The organism is Candidatus Thiodiazotropha sp. CDECU1 (assembly GCF_963455295.1).
GTDB lineage: Bacteria > Pseudomonadota > Gammaproteobacteria > Chromatiales > Chromatiaceae > Thiodiazotropha.
Genome location: NZ_OY734020.1, coordinates 137,956 through 153,236, shown reverse-complemented (window position 1 = coordinate 153,236; position 15,281 = coordinate 137,956). Strand labels below are relative to the sequence as shown.

At 54.1% G+C, this 15,281-nt stretch carries 16 protein-coding genes and 1 pseudogene; 9 read left to right on the top strand and 8 right to left on the bottom strand.

What is annotated here, in order from left to right:
- Positions 1 to 10: 10 nt before the first annotated feature.
- Entirely contained in the window at positions 11 to 2,065 is a 2,055-nt protein-coding gene (gene prlC, locus R2K28_RS00690) for an oligopeptidase A (protein WP_316367517.1), read from the top strand.
- Between the two features lie 167 nt (positions 2,066 to 2,232).
- Here prlC and R2K28_RS00685 read toward each other — a convergent pair whose 3' ends face one another.
- The 4 genes from R2K28_RS00685 to R2K28_RS00670 form a co-directional block, all read right to left on the bottom strand.
- On the bottom strand, positions 2,233 to 2,442 hold the full coding sequence (locus tag R2K28_RS00685; protein ID WP_316367516.1) for a hypothetical protein: 210 nt from the start codon (positions 2,440 to 2,442) through the stop codon (positions 2,233 to 2,235).
- 209 nt (positions 2,443 to 2,651) lie between these two features.
- Positions 2,652 to 3,962, bottom strand: coding sequence for an ArsB/NhaD family transporter (locus tag R2K28_RS00680; protein ID WP_316367515.1), 1,311 nt, complete (start codon positions 3,960 to 3,962; stop codon positions 2,652 to 2,654).
- Between the two features lie 12 nt (positions 3,963 to 3,974).
- Positions 3,975 to 4,433 carry a CBS domain-containing protein gene (locus R2K28_RS00675; protein WP_316367514.1) on the bottom strand — a complete coding sequence of 153 codons (459 nt, stop codon included), beginning with the start codon at positions 4,431 to 4,433 and terminating at the stop codon, positions 3,975 to 3,977.
- Positions 4,430 to 5,164, bottom strand: coding sequence for a tRNA 2-thiocytidine biosynthesis TtcA family protein (locus R2K28_RS00670; protein WP_316367513.1), 735 nt, complete (start codon positions 5,162 to 5,164; stop codon positions 4,430 to 4,432). Before R2K28_RS00670 ends, R2K28_RS00675 begins: the two co-directional genes overlap by 4 nt.
- 105 nt (positions 5,165 to 5,269) lie before the next feature.
- On the opposite strand from R2K28_RS00670, the gene R2K28_RS00665 reads away from it, so the two are divergent.
- From R2K28_RS00665 to R2K28_RS20365, 5 genes and pseudogenes are all read left to right on the top strand, one after another.
- Positions 5,270 to 6,193 carry an SPFH domain-containing protein gene (locus R2K28_RS00665; protein WP_316367512.1) on the top strand — a complete coding sequence of 308 codons (924 nt, stop codon included), beginning with the start codon at positions 5,270 to 5,272 and terminating at the stop codon, positions 6,191 to 6,193.
- Entirely contained in the window at positions 6,193 to 6,639 is a 447-nt protein-coding gene (locus tag R2K28_RS00660; RefSeq protein WP_116446589.1) for an NfeD family protein, read from the top strand. The genes R2K28_RS00665 and R2K28_RS00660 overlap by 1 nt, the downstream gene beginning before the upstream one ends.
- Positions 6,640 to 6,877: 238 nt before the next feature.
- Positions 6,878 to 8,086 carry a response regulator gene (locus R2K28_RS00655; RefSeq protein WP_316367511.1) on the top strand — a complete coding sequence of 403 codons (1,209 nt, stop codon included), beginning with the start codon at positions 6,878 to 6,880 and terminating at the stop codon, positions 8,084 to 8,086.
- Positions 8,070 to 8,363: pseudogene (locus R2K28_RS20370) on the top strand (response regulator); the annotation flags it as partial. The gene R2K28_RS00655 and the pseudogene R2K28_RS20370, both read left to right, overlap by 17 nt.
- Positions 8,364 to 8,504: 141 nt before the next feature.
- Entirely contained in the window at positions 8,505 to 9,215 is a 711-nt protein-coding gene (locus R2K28_RS20365; RefSeq protein WP_442871456.1) for an HD domain-containing phosphohydrolase, read from the top strand.
- A gap of 70 nt (positions 9,216 to 9,285) precedes the next feature.
- Here R2K28_RS20365 and R2K28_RS00645 read toward each other — a convergent pair whose 3' ends face one another.
- From R2K28_RS00645 to R2K28_RS00635, 3 genes are read right to left on the bottom strand one after another with little or no spacing between them, the layout of a single operon-like run.
- Positions 9,286 to 11,145 carry an ATP-binding protein gene (locus R2K28_RS00645; protein WP_316367509.1) on the bottom strand — a complete coding sequence of 620 codons (1,860 nt, stop codon included), beginning with the start codon at positions 11,143 to 11,145 and terminating at the stop codon, positions 9,286 to 9,288.
- Between the two features lie 47 nt (positions 11,146 to 11,192).
- Positions 11,193 to 12,188: a zinc-dependent alcohol dehydrogenase family protein gene (locus R2K28_RS00640; protein ID WP_316367508.1), complete on the bottom strand. Its 996-nt coding sequence runs from the start codon at positions 12,186 to 12,188 to the stop codon at positions 11,193 to 11,195.
- 37 nt (positions 12,189 to 12,225) lie between these two features.
- The gene (locus R2K28_RS00635; protein ID WP_116446594.1) at positions 12,226 to 12,426 is read right to left on the bottom strand and encodes a hypothetical protein; all 201 of its coding nucleotides are present in this window, start codon (positions 12,424 to 12,426) and stop codon (positions 12,226 to 12,228) included.
- Between the two features lie 165 nt (positions 12,427 to 12,591).
- Between R2K28_RS00635 and R2K28_RS00630 the strand changes: the two genes are divergently transcribed.
- Genes R2K28_RS00630 through R2K28_RS00620 form a run of 3 tightly spaced genes read left to right on the top strand, consistent with a single transcriptional unit; the run spans position 12,592 to position 14,484 of the window.
- Entirely contained in the window at positions 12,592 to 13,233 is a 642-nt protein-coding gene (locus tag R2K28_RS00630) for a uracil-DNA glycosylase family protein (protein WP_316367507.1), read from the top strand.
- 32 nt (positions 13,234 to 13,265) lie between these two features.
- Positions 13,266 to 13,775 carry an OsmC family protein gene (locus tag R2K28_RS00625; RefSeq protein ID WP_316367506.1) on the top strand — a complete coding sequence of 170 codons (510 nt, stop codon included), beginning with the start codon at positions 13,266 to 13,268 and terminating at the stop codon, positions 13,773 to 13,775.
- A gap of 4 nt (positions 13,776 to 13,779) precedes the next feature.
- Positions 13,780 to 14,484 (top strand): dienelactone hydrolase family protein, encoded by a 705-nt coding sequence (locus tag R2K28_RS00620; RefSeq protein ID WP_316367505.1) that lies wholly within the window; start codon positions 13,780 to 13,782, stop codon positions 14,482 to 14,484.
- A gap of 40 nt (positions 14,485 to 14,524) precedes the next feature.
- Here the strand turns inward: R2K28_RS00620 and msrA are convergent, their stop codons facing one another.
- Entirely contained in the window at positions 14,525 to 15,160 is a 636-nt protein-coding gene (msrA, locus tag R2K28_RS00615; RefSeq protein WP_316367504.1) for a peptide-methionine (S)-S-oxide reductase MsrA, read from the bottom strand.
- Positions 15,161 to 15,281 lie beyond the last annotated feature (121 nt).

The window sequence follows — 15,281 nt, the reverse complement described above, 5'->3', positions numbered from 1 at the left end:
AGCCCAAGCCATGAATCCCCTGATCAATATGCAAGGACTGCCACCCTTTTCCGCCATCACCCCTGAGATGGTTGAACCCGCCATGGATCAACTGCTGCAGGAGAACCGGCAGACCATTCAGCAACTACTCGGCTCGCAGAGGACGTTCACCTGGGAAAACCTGGTCGAACCCCTGGAGCAGGCAGAGGATCGCCTGAGCCGCGCCTGGTCCCCGGTGAGTCACATGAATGCGGTAGTCAATAACGACGAGCTGCGGGCGGCCTACAATGCCGTACTGCCCAAACTTAGCGAATACTCCACCGAAGTGGGACAAAACAGTCAGCTCTGTGATGCCTATAAGCAGGTGGCGGCTGGACCCGGGCTGGATCAGGCCCAGCAAAAGATGCTGCACAACGCACTCCTCGACTTTCATCTATCCGGGGTCGATCTGGAGGAAGCCAAGAAGCAGCGCTTCAAGGAGATCAGTCAGGAGCTGTCCCAGCTGACCACCAAGTTCGAAGAGAATCTGCTCGATGCCACCAACGCCTGGAGCAAACTCATCACCGATGAATCGGCCCTGCAGGGCCTGCCGGCGTCGGCCCTGGCCCTGGCCCGCCAGACCGCGGCACAGCGCGACCAGGAGGGATGGTTGCTGACCCTGGAATATCCCTCCTATCTGCCGCTGATGACCTACGCCGATGATCCCCAGCTACGCAGGGAGGTGTACGAAGCCTTCGCCACCCGCGCCTCGGATCAAGGACCGGATGCCGGACAGTGGGACAACACCTCAGTGATGGCGCGAATCTTAGAGCTACGCCATGAGCAGGCCGGCCTGTTGGGATTCACAAACTATGCCGATCGCTCCCTGGCAAAGAAAATGGCCCGTTCCAGTGATGAGGTGATCGCCTTCCTGACAGATCTCGCCGAGCGTTCTCGCCCGCAAGCAGAGCGTGAACTCAACGAGCTCAAGGAGTTTGCCCTGGCATCATATGGCATCGAAGAACTGGAGGCCTGGGATATCGGCTACTATGCGGAAAAACTACGCCAGCAACGCCATAACATCAGTCAGGAGGAGCTCAAACCCTACTTTCCGGAAACCCGGGTAATTCCGGGGATGTTCGCGGTGGTGGAGCGCCTATATGGGATTCGCATCGAAGCGGTGGAGGGTGTCGACAGCTGGCACCCCGATGTCCGCTTCTTCGAGATCCGCGACCGAGACCACCACCTGAGGGGTCAGTTCTATCTCGACCTCTATGCCCGCCCCAAAAAACGCGGTGGTGCCTGGATGGACGAGTGTGCAACCCGCTTCTTCACCAAAACCATGGACCAGATCCCGGTAGCCTATCTCACCTGTAACTTTTCCCCCCCGGTGGATGGCAAGCCATCCCTGCTGACCCATGACGAGGTGTTGACCCTGTTCCATGAATTCGGCCATGGCCTGCATCATCTGTTAACCACGGTGGACTACCCCGCTGTTGCAGGGATCAATGGCGTTGCCTGGGACGCGGTGGAGCTGCCCAGTCAGTTCATGGAAAACTGGTGCTGGGAAAAACAGGCCCTTGATCTCATATCGGGTCATATCGACAGCGGCGATCCCATACCCGATGAGCTCTACCAACGCATGTATAACGCGAGAAACTTCCAATCCGCGATGCAGATGCTGCGACAGCTTGAGTTTGCCCTCTTCGATTTTCGCATTCACCGTGAATATGAGCCGCAACGGGGCGGTCGCATCTACGAGATCCTCGAAGAGGTACGTCAGCAGGTGGCGGTGATCACACCACCTCCCTGGAACCGGTTCGCGCATGGTTTCTCGCATATCTTCGCCGGCGGTTATGCTGCAGGTTACTACAGCTACAAATGGGCGGAGGTGCTATCCGCCGACGCCTTTTCCCTGTTTGAGGAGCAAGGAATATTCAATGCAGATACTGGGCAGGCCTTTCTGCAGGAGGTATTGCAACAGGGAGGTTCCAGGGATGCGATGGAACTCTTCGTGGCCTTTAGAGGCAGAGAACCAGAGATCGAACCCTTGCTGCGGCATTGCGGTATCGCGGGTCAGGCATCAGCTCAGGATGTGCAAGGGTGAAAAAAACCGGGTGACGCTGGCGCGTCACCCCTGTCGGGCCAGTTGAATATAATACCCGACAAACACCACTGATCATTGCCTCAGACAATACCTTTCGCCGCTCTCGCAGTTTCGCAGTCGATTGGTAAGGCAGATCAACCAGTATTCGTTATTCTGTACAACGGGATCTAACCCTCTGCGACATAGTCATCCGTATCGTTGCCGCAGACTACTTTACGATCCTGCAATAGCATGTTCTGATAGATACTCTTGGTCACCTCGCTCTCGAAGTAGATCTCAACCCCATTGTCACCATCACCCTCATACAGACAGGGGTGTCCTTCCGTATCTGACACATCGTGCAGGGTAATGGGATCCAGGGTGGTTCGGATATTCATAATCGGCATCTCCCCCGAAGAATCACTTATCACCCTTTAAGCTATAGAAATACCCAGCAAAACAATCAAGTAAATATCGTCCCACAAACAAATGAGGAAAATGGGGAATTTACAGTGACCGCGCCGTTTTAACCTGGCTGACTATTCACCATAATCAGCCAGTTGTTTTTACAACAGCTTGCGCGTCGGTGAAATTCTTAATACCGGGTCTAAGCAGTTGTGAACAGCTCGAAGAAGAGCCAATAGACAAGGCTGGCCAATATAAGGCCGAAAAACATCACCGGCAGACCGGTGCGCATCCAAATCATGGGAGAGATTCTGGCCTCGGGCATGCCGCTCTTTTCCGATTCGCTGACCGCAATAATGTTTGCGGTAGCACCAAGATGGGTGCCGTTGCCTCCCAGACCGACCCCCAATGCCAAAGCCCACCACAGAGGGGCGATATTCACTCCACTGCTCTCGAGCCCGAGAATGATCGGGATCATGGTGACGGTAAAGGGAATATTATCGACCACCGCACTGAGTATCGCCGCCACCCACATCAGCAGCAGCCCGGTCAGCATCAGCATGGCGGGATCCTGTGCCAGATTTGCCAGCATATGGCCGAATAGATCGAGGAGACCCGATGACTCCACACCGCCCACAATGATGAATAAACCGGCGAAGAAAAACAGCACCGACCAGTTCACCGAGCCGAATAACTCCTCCATATCGGGACGCAGCAGCAGGAGTGCCACAGTGAGGCCGATAAATGAGGCATAGGCCGGCAACAGATGCAGATTGTGATGGATAAAGAACAGCACCACCACGATAAACAGGGCAAACAGGACTCTCCTCAGACCCTGTGCATCCTTAATCGCATGTGTCGCCACCAGTTTCTTGGGATCCTCGCCGCTATCTACAAGCTGCTCACGGAAAAGAAACAACATCAGTCCCACCGTGCCGACCCATACCACCAAAACCGGCAATCCCATATGCACCAGAAATGAGTTGAAACTGATATCGGCCGCGCTGCCGATCATCAGGTTCGGCGGGTCACCCACCAGGGTGGCGGCGCCGCCGATATTGGATAGCATCGCCTCCGCCATGAGATAGGGCATGGGATTGATCTTCAGCAGACGACAGATTAGCACCGTCAGCGGCGCGAACACGATCACGGTAGTCACGTTGTCCAGGATCATACTGATCACACTCACCGCAAAGCTGAGATAGATCAGCAACAGCTTGGGATTGCCGTTGGCCCAATGGGTGATGTGCACGGCGGCGTAGTCGAAGGCGCCGGTAGGTCGCAGCAGGGCCACCAGCATCATCATGGCGGCCAGCAATAGAATCGTGTTGCCGTCAACCGCCAGTACCGCGGCCTCCTGGGTATAGAAACCCATCCACATGCCAACACCGATCATCACCACCGCCCCAAGGATAGCGGCGATTGTCCTATGCATCCTCTCTGAAAAGATCAACACATATGAGACCACCAGCACCAGGGCGGAAGTCCACATTTCAGGGGTTATGGTCTGCATATGCTTGGGCGGCTACTCGACACAGCACTCTTTGGTGACAACCGCCCTGGCGATACTCATCCGGGTTACCACCCCCTGATACTCCTCCTCCTCGGTGACAAACAGATATTCGGTATTGTATTGCTCCATAATCGCCAGGGCCTTGATCGCCTGAAAATTGGCCGAGAGATGTATCGCATCGGGAAAAATATAGTTATCCACCGCCTCTTCCATCAGTTCGTCAGCACGCATGTGGGGAAAATCGAGATGTTCGATATCGTCACCGAGCAGATGGGCGCCATGGATCACATCCTCCGGTATACAGCAGAGCAGGAATAGATGTCTGACGGAGAATCGACCGCTCAGTTTACCCTCCGCATTCACATACGGAATACCCGGGACATCTTTCTCCACACACTCCAGCATCACCTCGCCAATACGCATCCCCGGGCGGGCGACTTTAGTGGGAATCGATATATATTTGATCTTCATGGCGGTGTTTCATCCATCAGTGGCTTCATGGCGTGCAGCATATTGGCAAACAGATGCCGGTTCTGCCTCTCCTCCCTGGCCAGCAGCTGTTTTGTATATGCTCGCTGGGTAGGCGCGGTAAAGCAAGCGGGGCAGCTGTCGGGAATAACCGGCAGACCCGCCTCGACAGCAAAGGCACCGGTTTGGGTCTCACGGCAGTAGACCAATGGCCGAATGATCCGGATATCCCCGGCATCGTTGAGGTAGTGAGCCTTCATGGTACGTAGCTGCCCTTCATGAAACAGGGACATCAGCAGACTCTCCGCCAGATCGTCCAGATGCTGGGCCAGGGCCAGTACGTTATAACCCTCGCGGCGGCAGGTGGAATACATAATGCCACGCTTCATCCGCGCGCAGTAGGCACAAAAGGAGTTGCCATCCATGTTCTGCTTGGCCTCCTCCATGATCGGCTGCTCCACATAGTGCCAGGAGACGCCGAGCGCATCATAGTAGGCCTTGAGCGGCGCCGGATCGAAACCCTCGATCTGTGGATCGACGGTGATCACCCCCAGCTCGAACCTGACGGGGGCATAACCCTTCAGGTGAAACAGGATCTGCAACAGCGAGAGGGAGTCCTTGCCGCCGGAAACACCCAGCAGGATTCTGTCACCCTCCCGGATCAAATCGAAATCGGCAATCGCTCTGCCGACTTTGCGCAACAGCGATTTTGGTGGTTTTTGATATTCAGTCATCCCTGCATTCTGACATGAAGCCGGGACCTCACCAATGTTGTGCGTTGCATTTGATGATAGGATCAAGCATCTTTGAGGATGTCAGCACACCAGGGGATCAGACATATGGATATCTTCGTACTTGCCGTCTTGGCGTTAGCCATTGTGATCGTTGTCCTCGGCGCCAAACGGGTGCCTCAGGGAAACGAATATACCGTGGAACGGTTCGGTCGCTACACCAAGACCCTGCGCCCAGGCCTCAATCTCATCGTCCCGATCGTCGATCAGATCGGCAAAAAGATGAACATGATGGAGCAGGTCATGGATGTACCCTCGCAAGAGGTGATCACCAAGGACAACGCCATGGTAACCGTGGATGGGGTGATCTTCTTTCAAGTCCTCGATGCCTCCCAGGCGGCCTACGAGGTGAACAATCTCTACAGCGCCATCCTCAACCTGACCATGACCAATATCCGCACGGTGATGGGCTCTATGGACCTGGATCAGCTGCTCTCCCAGCGCGACACCATCAATACCCAGCTGCTTACCGTGGTGGATGACGCCACCACCCCCTGGGGGGTGAAGGTAACCCGTATCGAGATCAAGGATATCTCGCCCCCCAGAGATCTGGTTGATGCAATGGCCAGGCAGATGAAGGCGGAAAGGGAGAAGCGTGCTGCCATCCTGGAGGCGGAGGGCGAACGCCAATCCGCCATCCTCAAGGCCGAGGGCGAGAAGCAATCAGCGATCCTCCAGGCAGAGGGTGAAAAGGAGGCCGCCTACCGTGAGGCCGAGGCCCGAGAGCGCCTGGCGGAAGCGGAAGGCCGGGCAACCACCGTAGTATCGGAGGCGATCGCCATGGGGGATGTGAATGCCATCAACTATTTCGTCGCCCAAAAATACACCGACGCCCTGCAGCAGATCGCCTCGGCAGAGAATCAGAAGGTCATCATGATGCCGCTGGAGGCGTCGAGTCTGATCGGTTCCCTCGCCGGTATCGGTGAGCTCGCCAAACAGACCTTCGACAGGAAAGCCGAAGGAGCTGATTGATGCAGTGGTTGACGCAACTCGATTACTGGCACTGGTTGATACTGGCCATCCTGCTGATGATCCTGGAGGTATTCTCTCCCGGTGCCTTTCTGCTCTGGATGGGACTGGCCGCGGGGTCGGTCGGCCTGCTGCTACTGCTTATTCCCGGCCTCAGCTGGCAGCTGCAGATCCTGCTGTTTGCCGTATTGAGCGTAGCGACCATCGTCCTGGTGCGGGCCTTTCTGCAGCGCAGGCCCATCGAAACCGATCAGCCCCATCTCAACCGTCGGGGGGAACAGTATATCGACCGTACATTCACCCTCCAGGAACCCATCATCAACGGTGAAGGTAAGATCCGCGTCGACGACACCAGTTGGAAAATAAACGGGGAGGATTGTCCCACAGGGACCCGCATAAGGGTCACCGGCGTGCAGGGTGTGGTGTTGCAGGTCAGTCGAGATGAGTAGCAGCTCAACAGCTATCGAGTTGGGTTAAAAAAACTAGCAACTTTTTGGGAAATTCGACTCAAGAATCCTATACTTAATACCGATAAACCAAATAGACCTGCCACAACATGTTGCTGTAATTCTCGATTATAGTCAGGCCAAGCATTTGGGGAGTATCCTCAGCTCACTCCCTTAATCAATAAACGACTCATGGATGAGCTGCCCTACCGCCTCCCGGCGGTAACGATAGGCGACCGATATGTACACTGAAACCCGTGCAGTACTATTCGTCGACAGCGACCGTAATCAGCTACAATCACTCAAGCGCACCCTGCGTGAATTTAAAAAAAAATGGCAGCTTCACTATGCCGATGACGCCCAACAGGCCTTGGAAATCATGCAACAGGACGCGGTGGATATCGTTGTAAGTGAAACCCAACTCTCCGGCATGTCAGGCAGCGAGCTGTTGAAAGAGATTCAGCTGCACTATCCCAGTGCGACTCGGTTGTTATTTTCCGGACAGGCGATGCGCACACCCGCACAAGAGGTTGTACATCATGCCCATCAGTTCATCGCCAAGCCATGCAATAGAGACGAGCTGATAAACATCCTGCAGCGGGTTTTCCAGCTGCGCAGTCTGCTGAACAACCCATCCATCGAAGAGATGATCAGCAGCCTGGGCACACTACCCAGCCTCCCCTCCACCTATCAGCAGATGATCACCGCCCTGCAATCCGACGCCACTAGCGCCATGGATATCGGCAAGATCGTGGCCCAGGATATCGGTATGTCGGCCAAGATCCTGCAAATGGTCAACTCGGCCTTCTTCGGTCTGCCACAGAGGGTCGCCTCGCCGGAACATGCGGTGACATTGTTAGGCATAGAGGCGGTCACCAGTCTGGCACTCACCGCCGGGGTGTTTTCTCAGCTCGATCCCAAGCTTATGGATGAGTTTCACCTGGAGCAGCTATGGCACCACAGTATGCTCGTCTCGGGGCTGGTACAACGCCTCTCCAAGGCTGCCGGCATGAATCAGCATGAGAGCCAGGTACCAATGCTGGCGGGTCTGCTGCACGATCTGGGCAAACTGGTCCTCGCCACCCATGATACCGATGAGTATCGCCGCATCATGCAACAGACGGAACGGGACAAGCTTCCTCTGTATGAGATCGAATCTGAATCAATATGGTGTAGCCATGCCACCATTGGCGCCTATCTCATGGGGTTGTGGGGGCTCCCCTACAGGGCAGTCGAGGCGGTTGCCCTGCACCACACAGTCGAGAGCCAGAGTCGTGAGCGCCTCGACTGTCTACTGGTGTATGCCGCCAATCTGCTAGTGAATGCGTCAAACCACAATCAATATAGCACCTACTACTCAACGCAACGATTGGAAGCCCTGCTGGCACCTGAAGAATTAACTCAATGGATAGCCATTTGTGAGGAGTATCTAAATGGAAAAACTGCCTGAAAAGGTCCTGATGGTCGATGATGACCGCAATCTGCTTGATTCATTCCGACGTCAATTCCGTAAACGGGTCAATCTGGAAACCGCCACCAGCGGCGCAGATGGGGTACAGGCAGTTCAGGATGGCGGACCTTTTGCGGTGGTTATCTCGGACATGCAGATGCCGAACATGAATGGGATAGAGTTTCTTTCCAAGGTACGCACGATTTCACCCAACACCGTGCGCATCATGCTCACCGGCAACGCCAATCTGGATGTGGCCATTGACGCAGTCAACGACGGTAATATCTTTCGCTTCCTCAACAAACCCGTGGAGACCGATCAGCTCTATCAAACCATTGTCGACTCCATTCAGCAGTATCGCCTGATCACTTCAGAAAAAATACTCCTGAATAAGACCCTCAAGGGCGCAGTCGACCTGATGGCAAACATACTCAGCATGGTCAATCCGGTGGCATTCAGCCATTCATCACAGATCAAGCAATATGCCCACACCATAGTAAACAGCCTCTCCCTGGAAGACAGTTGGCACTACGACCTGGCCGCCATGCTATGCCAACTGGGTTATATCAGCCTACCGGAGGAACTGGTGCGAAAAGTCGCTGAAGGCGAGGAGTTGAGCCAAGCGGAAAACCAGCACTACAACTCCCATCCCGATATGGGGGCGAGGTTGTTGAAACATATCCCCAGGCTCGAGATTGTCGCCGACATGGTCAAGCGGCAAAACGATGATGTGGGAAAAATCGAATTTCAGGGTAAACTGTCAAACGAGAACAAGGCCATTCTCGGTGGTCAGATCCTGCGTGTCGCCATTGCCTATGAACAACTGATCAGCCAGGGCAAGGATGAAAAGGCAGCGATGGATGAACTCAAGGACAATCCCGCAAACTATGATCCGATACTGGTCGAGACCCTGGCCCTGGGTTCTCAGAACCGCAAGGTCGAGGTAATGACACTGCCGATCGACAAGCTCGAACCCGGACTGATACTTGATCAACCGATCAAGACGGAAGCCGGTACACTGCTGGTGGCCAAGGGCCAGACTCTCAGTCAGGCAGTGCTGTTCCGGCTTTTGGCGGCACAGGAAAGCGGGGTGGTGTCCGGATTGGTAAGGGTGTTCAAAGTTACTTGATAGCAACCCGCACTGCGCTCAATGAACAACAGTCAAGATAAGGCAAATCCTGCCAGTCAGATATAACTACTCATTCAGGGTTAATGTTTAGGGGCAACCGCATCACGAATCGGGTGCCTTTGCCCTCTTCAGTCTCGAAAAACAGCTCCCCCTGATGCTTCACCACCACGATATCCTGGGCGATCGCCAATCCCTGTCCGGTGCCACTTCCTATATCCTTGGTGGTGAAAAAGGGGTTGAAGACATGTTCCTGCACCTCTTTGGGTATGCCGGTGCCGGTATCCGCGATACTCATCTCCACGTAATCATCATTAAAGGTGGTGGTGATGCTAATCTTACCCTTCTGCTGCAACTTGGCCGCTTCGATGGCATGGGCCGCATTGATGACCAAATTGAGTACCACCTGGGAGATCTCTCCTCCCAAACATTTGACTTGCGGTAGGCTTTCACCGAGTTTCAATTCCGTATCCGCTACATATTTCCATTCGTTCTTACACACCGCGATCGCATTGCTGATAATCCGATTCAGATCCGCCAACGCCATCTGCTTGGAACCGGGATGGGCAAACTCTTTCATCGCCAAGACAATACGTGCCACCTGGCTGGCTCCGGTGATCGATTGCTCTATCGCATTGGATGTCTCCTCTTCCAGATAGGCCAGATCGATCTCTTCAATGGTCTCCTTTACCTTTGCCACTTCCACCTCCAGTTCGGGCAGTGCAGAGGCCTTTTGCATGAGATTTGAATAGACCTTCAGGAGTGACTCCATATCCTCTTGTGACTCCTTGATAAATCGCAGGTTGTCACCAACATACTGAATCGGGGTATTGATCTCATGAGCGATACCACCGGCCAACTGCCCCACCGCCTCCATCTTGTGGGTTTGATTCAGTTGACGTTCAAGACTTCTACGCTCCTCATCTGCACGTTTACGTTCGGAGATATCGCTGAAGGTGACAACCACACCCATATCGTCATCCTCTCTAAGCAAAGGCGATACAGAGTAGGCAATATCTACCTCCCGGCCCTCCTTGTGGCAAAACACATCATCAAAGCCAGTACGGGTCAATCCATCTTGCAGGGTCAGCTCGATTGCCGATTCCACTGTGTTCACCCTATCAGGATTCCTGCCACAATGAACCAATTCGGAAAATCGCTGTCCCTCCATTTCTGCTGTATTCCAGCCTAGTAACCACTCGCTTTCGGGATTGGCGTATCTCACTGTGCCTTGCCGATCAAGTACCGCGAACCCTTCACTCATGCTATTCGTCACGTCACTCAGAAACTGCTCTTTTACTCTCAATTCATCCTTTGTCCGGTTCAACGTTTGAAACTGACTCCGCAGTTGGTGGATCAGAAAGACACTGGTCAGGGAGATAAGGAAAAATCCGGTAACATGGATGAAGATCATCATTTGTTTGTACTGGTATTGCGAATCCAGTATCGGTTGTGCCATCACCTTGACACTGATACCGCCACGCACATCGCCCACTATTTTTCCCTCATAACCATGACACTGGAGGCACTGCTCCTGCATGAATACAGGTCCCATAAATCTGAAATATCCTGGCTCCTTTTTCAGGTATCCTTGAAACACATATTCAGTGCCACTCTCAAATCGTGTGAGTGCCGCTATTTCCCATGGCTCAGCCATGTTTTCCGGGTTCATCGGTTGAGCGGAAACCACACTATAGGTAATATCCTCCATGACCTGTTTCTTTAATACCGTAGGGTCATTGGCCATCAATACCGGATTGATCTTGGTAAGCCTGACCATCTCATACATAACACGCCCCCGTTCAAAGGCGATATCTTTGACCGAGTTATCTATGAGTGAGAAATTCCATACGAGAGAAGCGAAAGTCAAGAACAGCCAGGACAGTACCGGTATCAACCAGTAATATCTGGATTGCAGCAATCGAATCAACATATCCGCCACCTATTCCAGGATAGGGCAGGTAATGCAGCAGGTTCCTTTTACGGTATGAGTACCAGCTTACCTAGCATCCGTCCTTGTTCGATCAATTTATGGGCCTCTACAGCCTGTTCCAGGGGTAATGGATCACCGACATGAATCCGCAGCGATCCGCTATCTATCATTTCAGCACAATCACTTAGGATAGCGACCTGATTCGCCCTCGCTTGAGGAAGATGGCGTAACATCGGTGTCAGCATCAAGGTGAAGCCAATCCGCAGATTACGATTCCGTGCCTCCTTCCACTCCACTGACGGCCCCGGATCGAGCAGAGTGACAAGATCCCCATAAGGTGAAGTGGCGTTTATGGAGGCCTTGAAAACATCCCCCCCCACGGTGTCGAGCACCACATCTGCACCTGCACCGTCGGTCAAGCGTAGTACCTCGTCCACGAATCCGTGATCCCGATACAGAATCGATTCATCCGCGCCGAGGGCAGCAACAAATGCCTGCTTCTCTTCTGTACTCACCGTGGTCAACACACGTGCACCCGCCTGCTTCGCCAATTGAATCGCCACATGACCGACACCACCCGCGCCTGCATGCACCAACAGGGTCTTCTCTTCAGTTAAGCGCGCACGCCCGAACAGTGCCTCCCAGGCGGTGATCAAAACCAAGGGGGCAGCGGCGGCATGGACGAAATCGATAGATACCGGTTTTCTGCAACATACCGACTCCTCGATAACGGCATATTCCGCATAATTACCCTGTAAACCTCCCAGTCCACCATCGCAGTACCAGACCTCGTCACCTGACCGAAACTGGGTCACCTGACTGCCGGTCTCGACCACAACCCCGGCGCCATCACAACCCAGCACCGCCGGTTCTCCAGGGGACACAAACAGGCCTCTGGCGCGAAGCTTGGTATCGATGGGATTCACCCCAGCACCCTGGATACGGACCTTTAGCTGAGTCGCCAGTGTTATCTCAGGCGTATCGACCTCTTCAAGGGAGAGGACTTCAGGACCTCCGGTTTCTCTCATTACCACTGCCTTCATCTAGATCCTCCAATTGAATAGATCATCTAATCCGCACTCACTCCCTGGATTCACCCAACGGCGCCAACAAAAGATAAAGGATCCACGCGAACCATGAGACAAAAATAACCGCAAGAATCCAGAAAAGCTTTTCGGCACCGTTGGTTTTTCGCGACCGCAGAATCAGCAGAATGGGCAAAAACCATATGAATCCTGCAATTAACAGAGCTGTGAGGCTGAGCCCCAGAATGGATGTCATAACAATTCCCTTCAGTTATTAGGCTAGTTTGGAACCGTTGGAATCAATCTGCAAGCCTTGCACATTTTACTTTTTTCAAATTAGGGATTGTCTGATCTCCATCAGTATCGAATTAAACACCACATGAGCGAAGTGATATTTGATCTATGATAGATTTGGTATTTAATGATTCAAACCAAACCCCGTCAGGATATGTCCTCAGCACTAACTGCACATCAGATAAAGCTCAGGGAGTGCCATCAATGCGAGGCCATGATAGGGCCGGTAGTCACCGGTCAACCCGTTGCCTCACCCATACTCCTGGTTGGCCAGGCGCCAGGGGTAAAAGAGGGCACGGCGGAGAGGCCTTTTGCCTGGACAGCCGGCAAAACCCTCTTCAACTGGTTCGATCCCCTGGGCTTGAGTGAGGAGGTGTTCCGCCAGCGTGTCTACATGTCTGCGGTGTGTCGTTGTTTTCCCGGTAAGAATCCCAAGGGCGGTGACCGGGTGCCGAATGCTGGCGAGATAGAGGCATGCAGCCACTGGCTGAATGCAGAGATCGAGCTGTTGCGTCCACAATTGATCCTGCCGGTCGGCAAACTCGCAATCAGCCGGTTTATCGAGGTGGACAAGTTGACCGAGGTGATCGGCCACATCCATCCCATAACGCTACACGATAATGATTGCGACCTGATCCCCCTGCCCCACCCCTCTGGTGCCTCCACATGGCACCGAACTGAACCGGGAAAGGGTCTGCTGCAACAGGCACTGGATTTAATCGGCCGGCATCGGGCCTGGAAAACCCTACTGGAGACTGATGCATACTAGTGTACTGCTCTAGCGCACATGGATTTGTGTCAATGGGCAGCAGCACGATAAAAAAGCGTATCAATGAGGAGGAAAGCATGGCAGAAGAGATCGGTAAATTCACGATTCACCTCGAACAAGAAGATGATTACGCCTTCAGGGTGAAATTCGATCTGAAAAAGGCGCCAGATATCATCATGGATGAGCCACCCCCACTGGGCGAACGCAATGGACCCAATGCCTCGCGAATGTTGGCGGCGGCAGCAGCCAACTGTCTCAGCGCGAGCCTGATGTTCTGTCTCGCCAAGGAGGATGTACCGGCAAATAACGTCCACACCGAAGTCACCTGCACCATGATCAGGAATGAGAAAAAGCGACTTCGCGTAGGTCGACTGGATGTGCGAATCACGGCAGACGACGAACTACTCGCTTCCAGGAAACTGGATCGCTGCATGACGCTGTTTGAGGATTTCTGTGTGGTCACTGCCAGTATTCGCGAGGGTATTCCGGTTGGTGTCGAGGTGGTAAACAACGCCGGGGATCTTCTGCATAAAGCGGAGTGAGACAATGGGCCGGGAAATTATTCTGAAGACCTCACAGGATGAATCCTTTAACGCCTACCTCGCCGGCGATGAGGCGGCTGAGTCTGGGGTGATGATTTTGCACGAGTGGTGGGGGGTCATGCCTCATAACCGGCAGTGGGCCGACAGTTTAGCCGACATCGGACACCTGGCACTGGTGGTCGACCTCTATGATGGCAGGACCACCGATGATCCGGAGTTGGCTGCGGAGATGATGCGCAACATCGATCAACCACGTGCCGATCGGAAATTACAGGCCGCCATCGATTACCTGCATAGACCCGGCCGGCGGATCGCCACCTTCGGCTGTTCCTTTGGCGGCAAGCAATCGATGCAGGCAAGCCTGCTGCGGCCGGACAAGGTCAGTGCCACCCTGGTGGCCTACTGCCGTATGGAAACCGATGTAGCGCGCCTGAAAAGATTGTCTGGGCCTGTATTGGCCATCTATGCCCAGCAGGAGCGTAACTGGCCGCAGAAGCAGGAGGATTTCGAGGCGGCGATGAAGGCCGCGGGCAAGGAGACAGAAGCGGCCGGATTCGACGCCGCCCATGGCTTTACCAATCCCACCAGTCCACGCTATGAAGCAGAGGCTGACCAGGCGTCATGGCAGTCTATTGTCGATTTTCTGCAGCGTCATCTGCGGGGATCGGGGAATAGCGATTCATCGCCCGCAGGAGACTCTTCTCCATAGGCAGACAGAGTATGGGCGGGTATGGGAACAAGCCGGAGGATCAGCTCGGGTAACAGACCCCAGTTCCTCCGAGCCCGCAATACCCGGCCGGATTCTTGGCCAGATACTGCTGATGATAGGCCTCGGCAAAGTAAAACGTGGGGGCGGACAGTATCTCCGTGGACACCGGCGCGGCCGTCACCTGTTGCAGCGCATGCTGATAGTGGTCACGGGACTCCTCGGCCAAGGCCTGCTGTTGCTCGTCGAAGGTATAGATACCTGATCGATACTGGGTTCCCACATCATTGCCCTGACGCATGCCTTGGGTGGGATTGTGTCCCTCCCAGAAGGATTCAAGCAGGGATTGGTAGCTGACCAAGGCTGGATCGAAGACGACCCTGACAACCTCATTATGCCCGGTCATGCCGGTACAGACCTCTTCATAGGTTGGGTTGGGTGTAACACCCGCTGCATAACCCACCACCGTTGAGTAGACCCCAGGCAGCTCCCAAAAGCGTCTTTCCGCTCCCCAGAAACACCCCATGCCGAACAGGGCGAATTCGCACTGGTCGGGAAAGGGACCCACCAGGGTATGTCCGTTGACATAGTGGCTGTCGCCGGGATGAATCGGGGTCATTCGACCGGGTAGGGCCTCATTCTGATCCGGCAACTTGGTTTTGCGACCCATTCCGAACATGGGATTTCTCCTGTAGGGATATCTGCAGAATATAGCGTTTCCAAACCCGGCTCAAACCCTACAGTCTGTAGCTCTATTTCACCACCCAGGCGGTAGTAGCGACAGCTTTGACATGCCGTAG